The organism is Alishewanella aestuarii B11 (assembly GCF_000280055.1).
Lineage (GTDB): Bacteria > Pseudomonadota > Gammaproteobacteria > Enterobacterales > Alteromonadaceae > Alishewanella > Alishewanella aestuarii.
Window position 1 is genome coordinate 1 of sequence record NZ_ALAB01000021.1, and the last position, 15,040, is coordinate 15,040.

Below are 15,040 nucleotides of genomic sequence, written 5' to 3' on the forward strand. Positions count from 1 at the left end.
TAGAGCACCATATAGTTTAAAAACTAAGCAGCCATGGCCATGCTAATATGTAAATTGGTGATGGCTGCTGTGCGGTTGAGATCATATTCGTTTAATCTTAATCCAATGTATCTTGCCCTGTGTTTTTTCCGGTTACAAATAGATGCAAGTGCATGTTCTACTTTGGTTCTTTCCCTTGCTTGAGCACGACCTTCTGGTGTCTCAACGAACCTTCTTAGACCTTGTAACATCTCTTCATTGACATGTAATGTTAGTGTTTTGCCTGTTTTTGAATCTGTGCATTGTGGTTTCAACGCACATTTATCACAGCGCTCTTTACCAAATCGAATCTGAGTCGGCGTTGCACGACTAAATCCGGCACTATGCCCTGCGGGACAGACCGCACGGCGGTTAAGTAAATCTATTTCAAACTCCTTTTTACTGAACTTCCCTTTATTGGTCGACGTCCAGGGTTTAGCTATTACCTTATGACCAAGATGAAACAATTCCACTGTCCACGACGCGGCTAGATAACCACGGTCAATGCTGAGCTCCTTAACTTCTCCCACCTTTAGTACCTTAGGTTTGAGCCATTCTGCCGCTTTATGTTCCGGTTCATTAGCTGGCCGCACACAAGTGGCAAGTATCAGCTTCGTGTCTATATCAACGGCTATATGCTGTTTAAAACCATTGATTGTTCGGGAGCTGGACTTTTTACCATGTCGCATTGCTCCATCATGAAGCGATATAAGTCTGTCTTCTGCAACACCTTGCTTTATCCTGCTTCCACCATCAGGATCGGGCTCAATATTTTGAGATAGCACCGTGTCCAGCAAGGTCAAACAGGCTTGGAGCTCCTTATGCTCGGACACCAAGGGAGCCTGTGTACTAAGCCACTGCTGAAGCTGTAACACATCCTTGAGTAAGGTATTGATAGCGTTCTGTTTCTCCGCTGCAACTGACCAGTCAATGTCCAGCGCCGCTTTTATACTACTTTTCCCGACCAATTGTGTGCCGGCTTCAAGCTGGATTTGCTCTTCTGTCGTCATGCGGATCTTTGCTGCGCAACTGACCAAGAGTTCTAATGCGTGGCCCACCAGATTGAAGGTATCTTCAACACGCCCTGCGCCTTGTAATGGCGCGGAATCAAGGGCAATCCGAAGTTGTGTGTGACCAAAGCCCCCAAATTCTCTGGCGATATTCACCGTATGCTCTAATAGCACTTCATCCATATTGTGCCTGACCAGACGATGCCGGAAATCACACAATGTTCCTTGAGAAAAAGGGGCGATTTCATCATCAAGTGAGAGACAATTAAGAACCATGCGCCATCGCACATCAAACATGGCTTCAAGCGTGGCTGCCGCATCGGATTTTTGTTCATAACACTGCAGCAATGAGGCCATCGCAAGTAATGCCGCAGGCACAGGAGGTTTACCGATCGGATGGTCAGCATACAAGGTTAGCAATTGTTGCTCCATTTGAGCGTCAAAAATTCGATGGCGCTGCTCACGAAGAAACACAAATAATTTGCCGGAGTTCTTAAGTTTAGAGCAGATAAACTTCTCTTTTTTTGACAGTTCTACCGGGCAATCCCACTGACGTGATGAGGACATAATCAAATACTCTGAATGAAACAATTTGCGCATTTGATCATAGAGACGTTACAAAGTCGATCCCTGTATAATTTTTAAACTGATCGGTGTTCTAGTGTACTCGTTTGTTGGTTAAGTTCTACTTCTAATATTTCTAATTAGTCCGCTAAGTGCCTATTACAGTGACGACTTGCTAACAAAGAACCACTCTTATCTTGAACTTCGTTTCGTTCATGCTTAATTTTTATTTAGGATGATTTTTATTTGGAATATAGGCTTTAATCTATATAGGTTTTGAGCTATATTGGATGAGGCACTCTTATGTGGAACATAGAAACAACGGATCTGTTTGATAGCTGGTTTGAAAGTTTGGACGATACCGATCGTGGCAGCGTGCTTGCCGCAATGTTAGCGTTGAATGCGCGCGGTCCCATGTTGCCGAGGCCCTATGCAGATACGATTAAAGGTTCGAAGTATGCCAACATGAAAGAGCTTCGGGTACAGAGTAAAGGCGATCCTATTAGAGCATTTTTCGTCTTCGATCCCAGGCGACATGGCATAGTGCTGTGTGCCGGCCATAAAGCCGGCAACGAAAAACGTTTCTATCAGATTATGATACCGCTGGCTGATGAGGAATATCGTAAGCATTTACAGAAATTGCAGCAGGAGTAATGAGGATGGCAAAAACATTGGAACAAATTCTGGCACAGGAAAAACCTGAAGTGGTAGCTAGTGCTAAAGAACAGGCCGCCGAGATACTGTTGAATATTCACTTGGCTGAGCTACGTGAACGTATGAATCTGACCCAACAAGAGATTGCTACAGCACTTAATGTAAAACAGCCAACAGTGTCCGATATGGAAAAACCGGGTCGCGATCTGAAGCTATCATCGCTTAAACGCTATGTTGAAGCCTCTGGTGGTAAGTTACGGTTAGATATCGAATTACCGGATGGTACTCATTATGGTTTTACGGTATAGCATGGTTTAGCAGAACATAAATTGAACAAAGGTGACGTCTAACCGGGCTTGATTCGCCTTTGTCTGACACTCCTTGTATAATACGCGCCCTTGTAACACTCAGGTGCTTGTTTTATGTCCACTGCTACTGCTCCCTTATCACGTAAATCTGCTCCGGTAGCGCGGATGGCGCCTGAACGCGACCTGTTTTCCTATCCCAAATACTGGGCTGAATGCTTTGGTCCGGCACCTTTTTTACCGATGTCACGCGCCGAGATGGATAAGCTTGGTTGGGACAGCTGTGATGTGATCTTAGTGGTGGGCGATGCCTATGTTGATCACCCGAGCTTTGGTATGGCGGTAGTCGGCCGGATGCTGGAAGCCCAGGGCTACCGCGTAGGCCTGATTTGCCAGCCTGATTGGCACAGCAAAGATGATTTTATGCGCCTGGGTAAGCCGAACCTGTTTTTTGGTGTTTCGGCCGGCAATATGGACTCGATGATTAACCGTTATACCGCCGATAAAAAACTGCGGCACGACGATGCTTACACGCCGGGCGATATTGGCGGCAAGCGGCCGGATCGGGCGGTGACGGTGTATACCCAGCGTTGTAAAGAAGCCTACAAAGAAGTGCCGGTGATTATCGGCGGTATTGAGGCCAGTTTACGCCGCATTGCGCACTATGATTACTGGTCAGAAAAAGTACGGCGCTCGGTTATTTTTGATGCCAAGGCCGATATTTTAATCTACGGCAATGCCGAGCGGCCGCTGGTTGAAGTAGCACATCGTATTGCGTCGGGCATACCTGTTAGCGAAATTCAGGATGTACGTGGCACGGCGGTTATTCGCAAAGAGCCGTTGCCGGGCTGGCGCGGCGTCGATTCCACCGCCATTGATAAAGTCGGTAAAATTGACCCTATCCCGAATCCTTATGGCGCCGATGATGTTGGCTGTAGCAGCTATTCCGAATTTGCCAAAGCCGGTATTGATTTAACCAAGCCCGCTGAGGTCGAAGCGAAGCCAATTATGGTGCAGGCGCCGCGGCAAAAGCCGTGGGAGCAAACTTACGTTAAGTTACCCGCTTTTGAGCAGGTCAGTGTGAATAAGCCGCTGTATGCGCATGCGTCACGGATCTTACATCAGGAAACCAACCCCGGCTGTGCCCGTGCCATTATGCAGCGCCATGGCGATCGGCATATCTGGGTTAATCCGCCGGCCTTTCCACTCAGTACTGCGGAAATGGATCTGGTGTTTGGTTTGCCGTATCAGCGGGTGCCACATCCGGTGTATGGCAAGGCGAAAATTCCCGCCTATGAGATGATTAAAACCTCGGTCAATATTATGCGTGGCTGTTTTGGCGGTTGTTCGTTCTGTTCGATTACCGAGCACGAGGGACGAATTATCCAAAGTCGCTCGAAAGAGTCGATTATGCAGGAGATCAAGGATATTCGCGACAAAGTTCCCGGTTTTACCGGGGTGATCTCCGATCTGGGTGGCCCGACCGCCAATATGTACCGTTTAAACTGTAAAAACCCGAAAGCCGAGCAAACCTGTCGTCGCCCCAGCTGCGTCTATCCGACGATTTGCGAGCATATGGATACCGATCAGAGCCCAACGGTTGAACTGTATCGTGAGGCCCGTAATTTACCGGGCATTAAGAAAGTACTGGTCGCCTCGGGGGTTCGTTACGATTTGGCGGTAGAAGATCCGAATTATGTCAAAGAGTTAGTGCAGCACCATGTCGGGGGCTATTTAAAAATTGCCCCTGAGCATACTGAAGAGGGGCCTTTGTCGAAAATGATGAAGCCGGGCATGGGCGCCTACGATAAATTTAAAGAAATGTTCGACCGCTTTAGTAAAGAAGCCGGTAAAGAGCAGTATCTGATCCCGTATTTTATTGCCTCGCACCCGGGTACCACCGATCTGGATATGATTAATCTGGCGCTGTGGTTAAAGGCGCGCGATTTTAGGTTGGATCAGGTACAGAATTTCTACCCGAGCCCAATGGCCAATGCCACCACCATTTATCATACCGAAATGAATTCGCTGAAAAATATCAATAAAGCGAATACTGAAGTGGTGCCGGTGCCCAAGGGCGAGCGGCAGCGCCGGCTGCATAAAGCGATCCTGCGTTATCATGATCCCAAAGGTTGGCCGATCATTCGCGAAGCGCTGATCCGCTTGAAAATGCAGCACCTGATTGGCCGGGGTAAAGACTGTCTGGTGCCGCCAGAGACGAAAGATGAGCAGCAGCAAAGACCACAGCGCGGTGGTAAGCCGGCATTAACGCGGCACACTGGCTTAAATCCGGCTGCGCAGGCCACAGCAAGGTCAAAGCACAGCACCGCGAACGGCAAAGCAAACGGTAAAGCCAAAGCAGAGCAGGCTGCATCTAAGCCGGCCAGCCAGGCACCGGTAAAAGGTAAGCCTGCAGCCAAAGGTAAACCGGTAGTCAAAGGTAAACCGGCAGCAAAAACCGGCCGTGCCGGCAGCTGAGCAGTGGAAAGCCGGCGGCTGTTCTTTAGTTTGTGTTTTTCGGCGCAGCAGCAACAGCTATTAGCGCCTTATCAGCAGCTGGCGCTGCAAGCTTGTCCCGGCGCCAAAGCGGTAGCGGTGACAAACTTGCACCTGACGTTATTTTTTCTGGGGCAGGTGACGGCTGAGCAACAGCAGCTGTTATTGCAATCAGCAGCAAAGCTTCGTTCTGCTGCATTTGAGCTAGAGCTTGATTATCTGGCGGGTTTTAGGCAGCCAAAAATTCTGTATCTGGCGCCCTCATCGATACCACCAGCCTTGCTATTGCTGCAGCAACAGCTGGCGCAGTTTTGTCAGGTACAGGGCTTTACCGAGCCACATGCTGAGTATCGGCCGCATATTACGCTGGCGCGTCAGGCGCTGTTTGAGGGGCAACAGCGCGTCACGCCGCTCAGACTTAAGGTGCGGGAGTTTGCGCTCTATCAATCACGGCGAGAGGGCGAGGTTCTGGAGTACTTGCCATTGCAGCGCTTTAAATTAATCAGTTAAGCAAAGCCTGAGGCCGCTTTCGGTAAAGTGCCGGCAATAACCGGCAAAATGTCATGAAGCGGTCAACAAAAATCAGTACACTTAATGGTTTTCTGCCTGAGTTGCTAAGATCAGGCTAATTTCGATCCGGACCTGATACTTATGAAATTTTTTGTGTTTTTTATCAGCCTGTTGCTACTTGGCTGCCATCAGCCACCAGCCACACCTAATACTAGTGCTGCCAGCACAAATAGTCTGCTGATTATCTCAATTGACGGTCTGCGTCATGACTACCTGAGTTTGCATCAGGCGCCGATGTTAGCCGAACTGGCGGCAGGTGGTGTGCATGTCAAACAATTACAGCCGGTATTTCCAAGTAAAACCTTTCCCAATCATTATTCACTGGTCACCGGTTTACACCCGGAGCGGCACGGTATTGTTGATAACTCGATGTATGATCCTGAGCATCAACGGCATTTTGCGATGAGTATGGCGGATCAGGTAGCAGATGGTTTCTGGTGGCAGGGTGAGCCGATTTGGATCACGGCTGAATTGCAGGGCGTGAAGGCGGCCACTTATTTTTTCCCGGGCTCGGAAGCGGAAATTAAAGGTAAGCGGCCCAGCCACTGGTTTCCCTATGTGCATGAGACGCCAAACCGTGAGCGTACCGAGCAGGTGCTGGCCTGGCTGGCGCTGCCTGAAGCCGAGCGGCCAAGAGTGATCACCTTGTATTTTAGTGATGTGGATAGTGCTGGTCATAACTATGGCCCGCGCTCAAAGCAGGTGGCTCAGGCTCTGGCCGAGGTGGATGCCGAACTGGCTTATCTGGTGCACACGCTGCGTGAACGCGGTCAGGCGGAGCAGGTTAACCTGATCATCAGCTCCGACCATGGTATGGCAGAGGTCGATCAGCGCAAGTATATTATTGCTGATGAGTTGTTTGATGGCAGTTTAACGCAGAATGTTCGCTTTTCACGTGAAATTGTCAGCATTTTCCCGAAAGATGGCCAGGAAGAGTTACTGTATCAGCAAATTGCCGGGCGTTATAACCCAGAACAGATGCGCCTGTACCGCAAGCATGAGTTGCCAGAACGCTTTCAGCATCAACACCATGTCCGCATCGCGCCGATTATTTTGCTGGCGGAGCAGCCCTGGATCTTTGTCCGGCGCAGTTTACTACCCGGTTTAAAGGCTGACCCGTCTTTCCTCAGAGCACGTGGCAGCCATGGTTATGATAATACCGAGCCAGATATGCAGGGAATGCTGATTGCCTATGGACCGGCCTTTAAACAACAGGCGACGGTAGCGCAATTAAGCATGGTCGATTTTTACAATGTGATGGCCAGAGTAGTGGGCCTGACACCGGCGCCTAATCAGGGTGATCCGCGCGCGTTATCGCTGTTATTGCGGGACTAAGCCTGATGCATTGTGCGCACTTTGTTGCAGGCCGTTGTCAGTCCTGCCAATGGCTGGCGATGCCCTATGCCGAGCAGTTGGCATTAAAGCAGCAACAACTGTTGCAGTTAGTCTCTCCTTTGGCGCCGCTGGAGATCCTGGCGCCGGTGGCAAGTCAGCAACAGGCGTGTCGTTATAAAGCCAAGATGGTGGTGCAGGGCAGCTGTGAGGCGCCGCTACTGGGGATCATTAATCAACAGGGGCAGGCAGTTGATCTCGCCGATTGCCCCTTATATCCGCCAGCCTTTGCGGCCGTTTTTGCGGTGATTAAGCAATTGATTAGCCGCGCTCAGCTTACCCCGTACGATATTGCCGAGCGCCGCGGTGAGCTCAAGTATGTGCTGCTGCAGCAAAGTTATCACAGTGGTCACTTTATGCTGCGTCTGGTACTGCGTTCAAAGAACTGTCTGGCGGCGTTGCAAAAGCATTTACCCTGGTTATTGGCGAGCTTACCGGCGTTGTCGGTGGTCAGTGTTAATTTACAGCCCAAGCCGGCAGCGCTGCTGGAAGGGCCGGAAGAAATCCTGTTAACAGAGCAGGCTTTGCTGCGCGAGCAACTTAATCAGGTACCGCTGTATTTAAACCCGCAGAGTTTTTTTCAGATCAATCCTGAATTGGCTGCCCGGCTCTATGCCACTGCGGCAACCTGGACTGCGGAACTTACGCAACAAGGCGTGCCGATCCGGCACCTCTGGGATCTGTTCTGTGGCGTGGGCGGTTTTGGTTTACATTTGGCCAGCAATCAGATGACACTGACCGGGATTGAAATTGCGCCCTCCGCCATTGCCAGTGCCAAGCAGGCCGCGGCTGAGCTGGGGTTGACTCAGGTCGATTTTAGGGCGCTGGACTCCGCTGCTTTTGCCACGGCGGCGGTTAGCCCACCGGATCTCCTGGTCGTGAATCCACCCCGCCGCGGCTTAGGCGTCGAGCTGGTGACGGCGATTAAACAGCTGGCCCCCGCTTATATTATTTATTCCAGCTGCAATGCCAATAGTCTGGCAGCTGACTTGGCCCTGTTAGACAACTATCAGTTACTGCGGGTGCAACTTTTTGATTTATTTGCCCATAGTAGTCATTACGAAGTGCTTACCCTGTTACAGCAGCGGGCTAAAACCAGCTGATCCGCTTTTGTAAACCCGCTAACCACACACCTTTGCCCACAGCCGGCAGACTGTGGGTACTCTATGGGTGCTTGCATTTTTAACACCAGCAAATATACTGTATACATAAACAGTATATTGGTGGTCTATGCACAGCTTACTTGAACAACTGACGCAGCGGCAATGGCTCTGGCAAGGCTCAGCCTTACCCGCTGCCGGTCAGCAGCTAAGTTCCGGTTATGCCGAATTTGACCGGCAACTGGGTGGCTGGCCGGCGTCCGGTTTGCTGGTATTGCAAAGTCAGCCGGCAATTGGCGAGTTGCGTTTACTGTTACCCTTATTCAAACAACTGCAGCAGCAAGGCCTGCTGGGGCTGATCAATCCGCCGCAGTTACTCCAGGCTGAGCCGTTGGCGGCACAGGGGATTAACCCGTCACAGTTGCTCTTGCTTTCCGGTGTCAGTGAAACAGATGCACTCTGGGCTGCAGAGCAGTTATTACAAAGTGGTTTATGTAGCCTGGTCTTGCTCTGGCAGGGGACGCTGGCGCGCAAGGCGGCACGTCGTTTACAGCTGGCAGCTCAGGCGCAGCAGGCGTTAGTGCTGCAACTGACCACGCAACAGCCGGAATTAACACTGCCTTTAGCACTGGCGCTACAGCTACTGCCACAGCCTCAAGGTTTGCAGCTTAAAGTGTTAAAGCGCCGTGCCGGCTGGGCCGGGCAACAATTTTATCTTAACTGGCAACAGGAGTGGCCTGAGCTTTATCCGGTACTGACCCGCAGCCACGCGGCCTTGGCTGAGACCGCCTGAGGGCTTTGTCATGCGCTGGCTTTATCTGTATTTCCCCAGCCTGCAACTTGATCAACTGGCAGTACAATATCCGGCACAACCGATGGCGCTGGCATGTCCGAAACGACATCAATTGCTGGGGGTTAATGCACTGGCAGCGGCAGCCGGGGTCAAGGTCGGGCAAAGTGTGGCAACGGCCGTGTTACTGTGTCGTGAGTTACAGCTGTTTAGTCCTGAGCCGGCACGGGTAAAGCAGCAGCTGCAGCAGCTGGCGGAGCGGTTATATCAGGTGACAGCCGATCTGGCGCTGCAGCCGCCGGATGCCTTGTTGATTCGGGTGAGTAGCATGCTAAAACTCTACCCGGATCCTGCCCGTTACTGGCAGCACCTCCAACTGCAACTGGCAGACTGTCCCTATCAATATCTGGCCGCAGCGGGGCAAACTCCGCTGGCTGCAAAATTACTGGCCCGCTCCGGGCAGGCCGCGCTGTACTTAACGCCAGCGGCAGAGCAGGCCAAGCTGGCACTTTGTCCGTTAACTGCCAGCGATCTGCCGGCGGCTAGCATTGAGCAGTTAGCCCGGTTGGGGATCCGGCAGTTAGGTCCCTTACTGGCATTGCCGGCAGCAGAGCTGGCGCGGCGTTTTTCTCAGGACGTGCTGCAATATCTGGCGGCATTAACGGGCAGAGTACTGCAATTACCACAATTTTACCGACCCCGGCTGCAATTTAACCGTGAACTACAGCTGCATTATGAAATTACTGAAAGTCCACAGTTATTAAAGCCGTTACAGCCATTGTTACAGCAACTGCAGCAGTTTTTACGCCGGGCCAACTTACTGTGTCAGTGTTTGCAACTTACCCTGCAGTTTCGCCAGCACAGCCCCTTACCTCTGCAGATCCGCGCCCGGGCCGGTGAAGCCTGTGCCGCAAACTGGCAGCAATTACTGTCCCTGCACCTGGCGCAGCTGCAGCTGCCAGAGCCGGTGTATGCGCTGCAATTGGCGGCAACAGACTATGTACCCGATCAGCGCGCAAGTTGTAATTTACTGGCACAGCGCTCACAGCCGCTGAGCAAAGCACAACTGCTCAGTATGCTGGTGGCCCGCCTGGGGGAGAAGGCGGTGGTGACACCGGTGCTAAGCCTGAGTCACTGGCCGGAGGCAGAGTCATCGGTATCAGCTGTAGCGGCGCTGCCGGCATTGAATGCGGCGCTTTGTTATCAGCTCAGGCCTATTTTACAACTGCCCAAAGCCCTGCCTTTAACCGAGGCGGTGACGCTGTTAAGTGGTGCCGAGCGTTTGGAGCAACTGTGCTGGCAAAGTGGCACCTTACTGCAGCGGGATTATTATCTGGCCCGTACTGAGCAGGGGCAGCTGTGGTGGGTATACCGCACACCGCAGCAGCAATGGTATCTGCAAGGCTGGTTTAGCTAAGGGGGGCCGATGAGCGAAACGTCAGCGGCAGCGCCGCCATCCGAGGCCGTGGCCTACGCGGAGTTATTTTGCCGTTCGAACTTTAGTTTTTTACAAGGCGCTTCCTCGCCGGAGGAGTTAGTTAGCACGGCGGCAGCTTTGGGCTATCAGGCGCTGGCACTGACCGATGAATGTTCGGTCGCCGGGGTAGTGCGGGCACACCGGCAAATCAAGCGGCAGCAATTACCGTTAAAACTGATCATAGGCAGTTATTTTCAGCTGCCTGGCCTGTCCTTAGTGCTACTGTGTCCGGATCGGCAAGCCTATGCTGAGCTGTGCCGCATTATTACCAATGCCCGACGGCGCGCTGAAAAAGGCCATTACCAGCTGGAAGAATGGGATTTACGCAGCAGCAAGCATTGCCTGGCACTCTGGTTGCCGCAGGGGGAGGCGGAAGTGGACCAGTACTGGGGGCAATTGTTAAGCCGGCATTTTAGTGGTCGCCTGCACCTGGCGCTAGTGCGGCAATTGCGTTATCGCGAAGCGCGCTACCTGGCGTATTGCCAGACGCTGGCCCACGATTTTGCACTGCCACAGCTGGCGGTAGGTGCGGTATTAATGCATCAGCGTGAGCGACTGGCATTACAGCAAACCTTGACTGCCATTCGCCTGAAAACGCCGGTCCAGCAATTAGGCCGCCAGTTGCTTAGTAATGCTGAGGCCTGTTTAAGACCCCTGAGCAAACTGGCAAAGCTCTATCCCGCTGCTGCACTGGCGCAGAGCGTGACGCTGGCTGCGGCGTGCCAGTTCTCGCTGGATGAGCTGCGTTATGAATATCCATCTGAGCTGGTGCCGTCTGATCTTAGTGCCAGTCAGTATTTGCAGCAACTGGTGCAAGCCGGAGCCCGGCAGCGTTTTGGTACAGCAGGGCCGGCAGCGTCGATCCAGGCACTGATTAACAAGGAATTGGCGCTGATTGCCGAGCTGCGTTATGAGTACTTTTTTCTGACCATCTATGATTTGGTGCAGTTTGCAAAAGCGCGCGGCATTTTATATCAGGGCCGCGGCTCTGCCGCTAATTCGGTGGTCTGTTATTGCCTGGAAATTACCGCTGTCGATCCGCGGCAAATTAATGTGCTGTTTGAACGCTTTTTATCCCGCGAGCGGCAGGAGCCGCCGGATATAGACGTAGATTTTGAGCACGAAAGGCGCGAAGAAGTGATGCAGTATCTGTATCAGAAATATGGCCGCGAGCGGGCAGCGCTGGCGGCAACGGTGATCAGCTACCGCTTGAAAAGCGCGATCCGTGATGTTGGGAAGGCGCTGGGGATTAATGAAATGCAACTGGAGCATTTTATTAAAAACCTGAACCGCCGCCATGGTGTGGTCAGCTGGCAACAACAGCTTAGCCAGCTTGGACTGAATACCGAACAAGGTCTGGGGCAGCAGCTGGTGCAGCTGGTGGGGCAAATCCGCGGCTTTCCGCGGCACTTATCACAGCATGTCGGGGGCTTTGTGATCTCGGCCGGCCCTTTGTATGAGTTGGTACCGGTAGAAAATGCGGCCATGGCTGAGCGCACTGTGATCCAATGGGATAAAGATGATTTGGAAACACTTGGGCTGTTAAAGGTCGATGTGTTGGCTTTGGGCATGTTAACGGCAATCCGCCGCTGTTTTCAGTTGGTGCAGCAATACTATGGCTTGACGCTTAGTATTGCGGCAATTAATGGCTATGGTGATGACCCTCAGGTGTACCGGCAAATTCAACAGGCGGATACAGTGGGGGTGTTTCAGATTGAATCCCGCGCACAGATGAGCATGCTGCCAAGGCTCAGGCCAGCCTGCTATTACGACTTGGTGATTCAGATAGCGATAGTGCGGCCAGGACCGATCCAGGGGGATATGGTGCACCCATATTTGCTGCGCCGGCATGGCAAGGAGGCGGTAACCTATCCTTCCGACGCAGTCGCCGGCGTGTTATCCCGCACCCTGGGCGTACCGATTTTTCAGGAGCAGGTGATTCAGCTGGCAATGGTGGCCGCTGGTTTTAGCGGTGGCGAAGCGGATCAACTCAGACGCGCCATGGCCAGTTGGAAGAAAACCGGTGAGCTGTTGCAGTTTAAAGAAAAGCTGATCAATGGCATGCTCAGCCGCGGCTATCAACAAGACTTTGCCGAGCGGCTCTATCAGCAAATTTGTGGCTTTGGCGAGTACGGTTTTCCGGAGTCGCATTCCGCCAGCTTTGCAGTACTGGCCTATGTTTCTGCCTGGTTAAAACATTATTTTCCGGCGGCATTTTATACCGCCCTGTTAAACAGCTATCCCATGGGGTTTTATAGCCCGTCGCAACTTATTCAGGATGCCAGACGTCATCAGCTTAGGGTGCTGCCGGTCTGTATTAATGCCTCCGCTGCCGCTCACCAATTGGTCCTGCATCAGGGTGACTGGGCTATCCGGCTTGGTTTACAACAGGTTAAGGGCTTAAGCCCACAGACGCTGCAACAGCTATTACAGCAGCGGCCAGCGGCGGGCTTTTGTCATCCGGCACAGTTAAAGCAACTGGGATTAAATGCCCGCGAACTGGCGGCGCTGGCCAGTAGCAATGCCTTGCAGAGCTTAACTGGCGATCGCTATAACAGTCGCTGGCATTTGCTGGATCAGCAAACGCAGCTACCGTTATTTGCCGCTGTAGCTGAACCGGCGGCACCGCTGCTGCAGCCACCCGGCGAGCGCGAAGCGATGCTGGAAGATTATCAGGCGCTGGGGTTTAGTCTTGATTATCATCCACTGCACTATTTACGCCAGCGAGGGAAGCTGGCCGGTTGTACTTTGGCTAGCGACTTGGCGACAGTGCGGCAACAGGCGGTGGTTAAGGTCGCCGGCTTAGTGACTTGCCGGCAGTGCCCGGGGACTGCCGCCGGCGTCACTTTTTTAACGCTGGAGGATGAAAGCGGTAATATTAATGTTGTGGTATGGCAGGGGACGGCTCTGGCACAGCAGCAGCCCTATCTGACAGCGAAGATCCTGCAGGTAAATGGTATTTTAGAGCGCGAAGGCGAGGTCGTGCATGTGATTGCCGGACGCCTGACCGATCTGACGCCCTTACTGGAAGCTCTGCCGGCCGGGTCACGGGATTTTCACTAGCCAACAAGGCTGGCGGTTACGCGCTGAGGTTAGCGTTTAAAGCCAATCCGAAAGCCGCCCCAGTGCTTGCCATTAACATAGATAGGTACCGATAAGTCATGCACAATTTCGCCGGTATCTCTTTTATAGGTTTGCAGTAGCATCGGCTCAGTGTTGCTGCCACAGCGGCTACCGGTTCGGTCACTGAATATCCGTTTGGTACGATTTTGCAGCAAATCTTTATCGTAATTACCGGTCAGCGGCTGACTGAACTTTTTATTATGGGTCGGGAAGTAACCCTTGCGATCGACTGCGCCGGCATAGAGTACATTCTGATGCCGGCTTAAAATCGGCTCCTGGATCGGCGGGAACAGCTGATCCGTCAGTTTGTCATAAGCGGTACTGAACTTTTGTGGCTTGGTATTGGCAATTGGCTGATATTTTTCGGCAAAGAGTTCGCTTTGACTGACTTTACCTTCATTAATCAATTGTGTCAGCGCGGCGGCAATCGCTGTTGCCGCCTGTTTGGCCTCCGCCAGTATTGGCTGATAGAAGCTGTTCGTTGTCTGATCACTCAGTTCACGATAAATGGTTTCTGTCTCGGTTGACACCTCTACCGCCTGACCGGCGATGCGGGTGCCTTTTTGTTCAATATCAGACAGCGCCTGACTGATATTACCAATGGCGCCACTGATCTGGCTGCTGTTTTCCTGCAGGTTATCACTTAGCTGTTCAATCTCACGTAAGGCAGAAGAGGCTTGCTTAACCTCCTGACTAATATGGTTCACCCCGGCTGCAACCTGCTGTAATTCCTGCTGTACCGTTTGACTGGACAGCTCCAGCTGTTGCATCAACTCCGCTGTATGGCTGCTTTGACTACGGATCTCCTGCAACATCGCCGCAATATCCTGGGTGGCGCCGGCTGTTTTGCCTGCCAGTGCCCGTACCTCGTCGGCCACCACGGCAAAGCCACGGCCTTGTTCACCGGCGCGAGCGGCTTCAATGGCGGCATTTAACGCCAATAGATTAGTTTGCGCGGCGACGTTATTAATCACTTCGGTGATATGCTGAATTTTATCAGCGCTGCTGCGCAGGCTTTGTAATTCGGCTGCCGCATTGGCGACCGCTTGCGCCAATGCTTCAATCCGCACCACACCATTTTGCAGGTTTTTATCTGCCTGCTCTGAGGCGCTGGCGGTTTGATTTATCGTTTGATTAATGGTTTGCAGGTTATGATTTAAATCACTGCTGCCGGCTGCCACACTCTGGCTGGCATTGGCCAGTTGCTGGCTATCATCGCTGCTATGTTTAATATCTTTAATCAAGGCATCAATATAAAAGGACACTTCTGCCGCGCCTATTGCCATCTTCGACGTTGCTTCGGTGATATTGCGGACCATCCGATCTGAGGTTGGTTGAGTCTGAGCCTGAGCGGGATCTGACGCTGCCGTTTTCTGTGCTGGTAGCAAAAATAAAAAAGCAGCACTTAACAGCACTGTTATAAACACAGCCACCATTGGCTTGGTCAGCCACAACAGTAAGCTTAGCAGTGTCGTTAACATCACCAGAAATAAGATATTACGGATCAGCGGGGTAGACATAGACACTCCGGAAACACTAAT

11 protein-coding genes are annotated in these 15,040 nt (G+C 52.1%); 9 read left to right on the top strand and 2 right to left on the bottom strand.

Features of this window, described 5'->3' with window-relative positions; translation table 11 throughout:
• Positions 1 to 23: 23 nt before the first annotated feature.
• A complete protein-coding gene (locus tag AEST_RS07190; protein WP_039925223.1) occupies positions 24 to 1,595 on the bottom strand; it encodes a transposase in 1,572 nt (523 codons plus the stop codon).
• A 300-nt stretch (positions 1,596 to 1,895) separates the two neighbouring features.
• Between AEST_RS07190 and AEST_RS07195 the strand changes: the two genes are divergently transcribed.
• The 9 genes from AEST_RS07195 (at position 1,896) to AEST_RS07235 (ending at position 13,439) form a co-directional block, all read left to right on the top strand.
• Positions 1,896 to 2,246 (top strand): type II toxin-antitoxin system RelE/ParE family toxin, encoded by a 351-nt coding sequence (locus AEST_RS07195; protein WP_039925258.1) that lies wholly within the window; start codon positions 1,896 to 1,898, stop codon positions 2,244 to 2,246.
• 5 nt (positions 2,247 to 2,251) lie between these two features.
• Entirely contained in the window at positions 2,252 to 2,554 is a 303-nt protein-coding gene (locus tag AEST_RS07200) for a helix-turn-helix domain-containing protein (protein ID WP_008608092.1), read from the top strand.
• A gap of 165 nt (positions 2,555 to 2,719) precedes the next feature.
• A complete protein-coding gene (locus AEST_RS07205) occupies positions 2,720 to 5,029 on the top strand; it encodes a YgiQ family radical SAM protein (RefSeq protein WP_039925259.1) in 2,310 nt (769 codons plus the stop codon).
• 3 nt (positions 5,030 to 5,032) lie between these two features.
• Positions 5,033 to 5,557 (top strand): RNA 2',3'-cyclic phosphodiesterase, encoded by a 525-nt coding sequence (gene thpR, locus AEST_RS07210; protein ID WP_008608094.1) that lies wholly within the window; start codon positions 5,033 to 5,035, stop codon positions 5,555 to 5,557.
• A 141-nt stretch (positions 5,558 to 5,698) separates the two neighbouring features.
• Positions 5,699 to 6,952: an alkaline phosphatase family protein gene (locus AEST_RS07215; protein ID WP_008608095.1), complete on the top strand. Its 1,254-nt coding sequence runs from the start codon at positions 5,699 to 5,701 to the stop codon at positions 6,950 to 6,952.
• Between the two features lie 5 nt (positions 6,953 to 6,957).
• Positions 6,958 to 8,112, top strand: coding sequence for a 23S rRNA (uracil(747)-C(5))-methyltransferase RlmC (rlmC, locus tag AEST_RS07220; protein ID WP_008608101.1), 1,155 nt, complete (start codon positions 6,958 to 6,960; stop codon positions 8,110 to 8,112).
• Positions 8,113 to 8,239: 127 nt separating this feature from the next.
• Positions 8,240 to 8,902 carry a translesion DNA synthesis-associated protein ImuA gene (imuA, locus tag AEST_RS07225; protein ID WP_008608103.1) on the top strand — a complete coding sequence of 221 codons (663 nt, stop codon included), beginning with the start codon at positions 8,240 to 8,242 and terminating at the stop codon, positions 8,900 to 8,902.
• 10 nt (positions 8,903 to 8,912) lie between these two features.
• A complete protein-coding gene (locus AEST_RS07230; protein ID WP_008608105.1) occupies positions 8,913 to 10,316 on the top strand; it encodes a Y-family DNA polymerase in 1,404 nt (467 codons plus the stop codon).
• A gap of 9 nt (positions 10,317 to 10,325) precedes the next feature.
• The gene (locus tag AEST_RS07235; RefSeq protein ID WP_008608107.1) at positions 10,326 to 13,439 is read left to right on the top strand and encodes an error-prone DNA polymerase; all 3,114 of its coding nucleotides are present in this window, start codon (positions 10,326 to 10,328) and stop codon (positions 13,437 to 13,439) included.
• A gap of 29 nt (positions 13,440 to 13,468) precedes the next feature.
• On the opposite strand, the gene AEST_RS07240 is transcribed toward AEST_RS07235, so the two are convergent.
• Positions 13,469 to 15,019, bottom strand: coding sequence for a methyl-accepting chemotaxis protein (locus AEST_RS07240; RefSeq protein ID WP_008608109.1), 1,551 nt, complete (start codon positions 15,017 to 15,019; stop codon positions 13,469 to 13,471).
• Between the last annotated feature and the right edge of the window lie 21 nt (positions 15,020 to 15,040).

Excerpts from the sequence above, each read along its gene's own strand:
- AEST_RS07195 (WP_039925258.1), top strand. The coding sequence starts at position 1,896 with ATGTGGAACATAGAAACAACGGATCTGTTTGATAGCTGGTTTGAAAGT.
- imuA (WP_008608103.1), top strand. The coding sequence starts at position 8,240 with ATGCACAGCTTACTTGAACAACTGACGCAGCGGCAATGGCTCTGGCAA.
- rlmC (WP_008608101.1), top strand. The coding sequence starts at position 6,958 with ATGCATTGTGCGCACTTTGTTGCAGGCCGTTGTCAGTCCTGCCAATGG.
- AEST_RS07200 (WP_008608092.1), top strand. The coding sequence starts at position 2,252 with ATGGCAAAAACATTGGAACAAATTCTGGCACAGGAAAAACCTGAAGTG.
- AEST_RS07205 (WP_039925259.1), top strand. The coding sequence starts at position 2,720 with ATGGCGCCTGAACGCGACCTGTTTTCCTATCCCAAATACTGGGCTGAA.
- AEST_RS07215 (WP_008608095.1), top strand. The coding sequence starts at position 5,699 with ATGAAATTTTTTGTGTTTTTTATCAGCCTGTTGCTACTTGGCTGCCAT.
- AEST_RS07240 (WP_008608109.1), bottom strand. The coding sequence starts at position 15,019 with ATGTCTACCCCGCTGATCCGTAATATCTTATTTCTGGTGATGTTAACG.
- AEST_RS07230 (WP_008608105.1), top strand. The coding sequence starts at position 8,913 with ATGCGCTGGCTTTATCTGTATTTCCCCAGCCTGCAACTTGATCAACTG.
- AEST_RS07190 (WP_039925223.1), bottom strand. The coding sequence starts at position 1,595 with ATGTCCTCATCACGTCAGTGGGATTGCCCGGTAGAACTGTCAAAAAAA.
- AEST_RS07235 (WP_008608107.1), top strand. The coding sequence starts at position 10,326 with ATGAGCGAAACGTCAGCGGCAGCGCCGCCATCCGAGGCCGTGGCCTAC.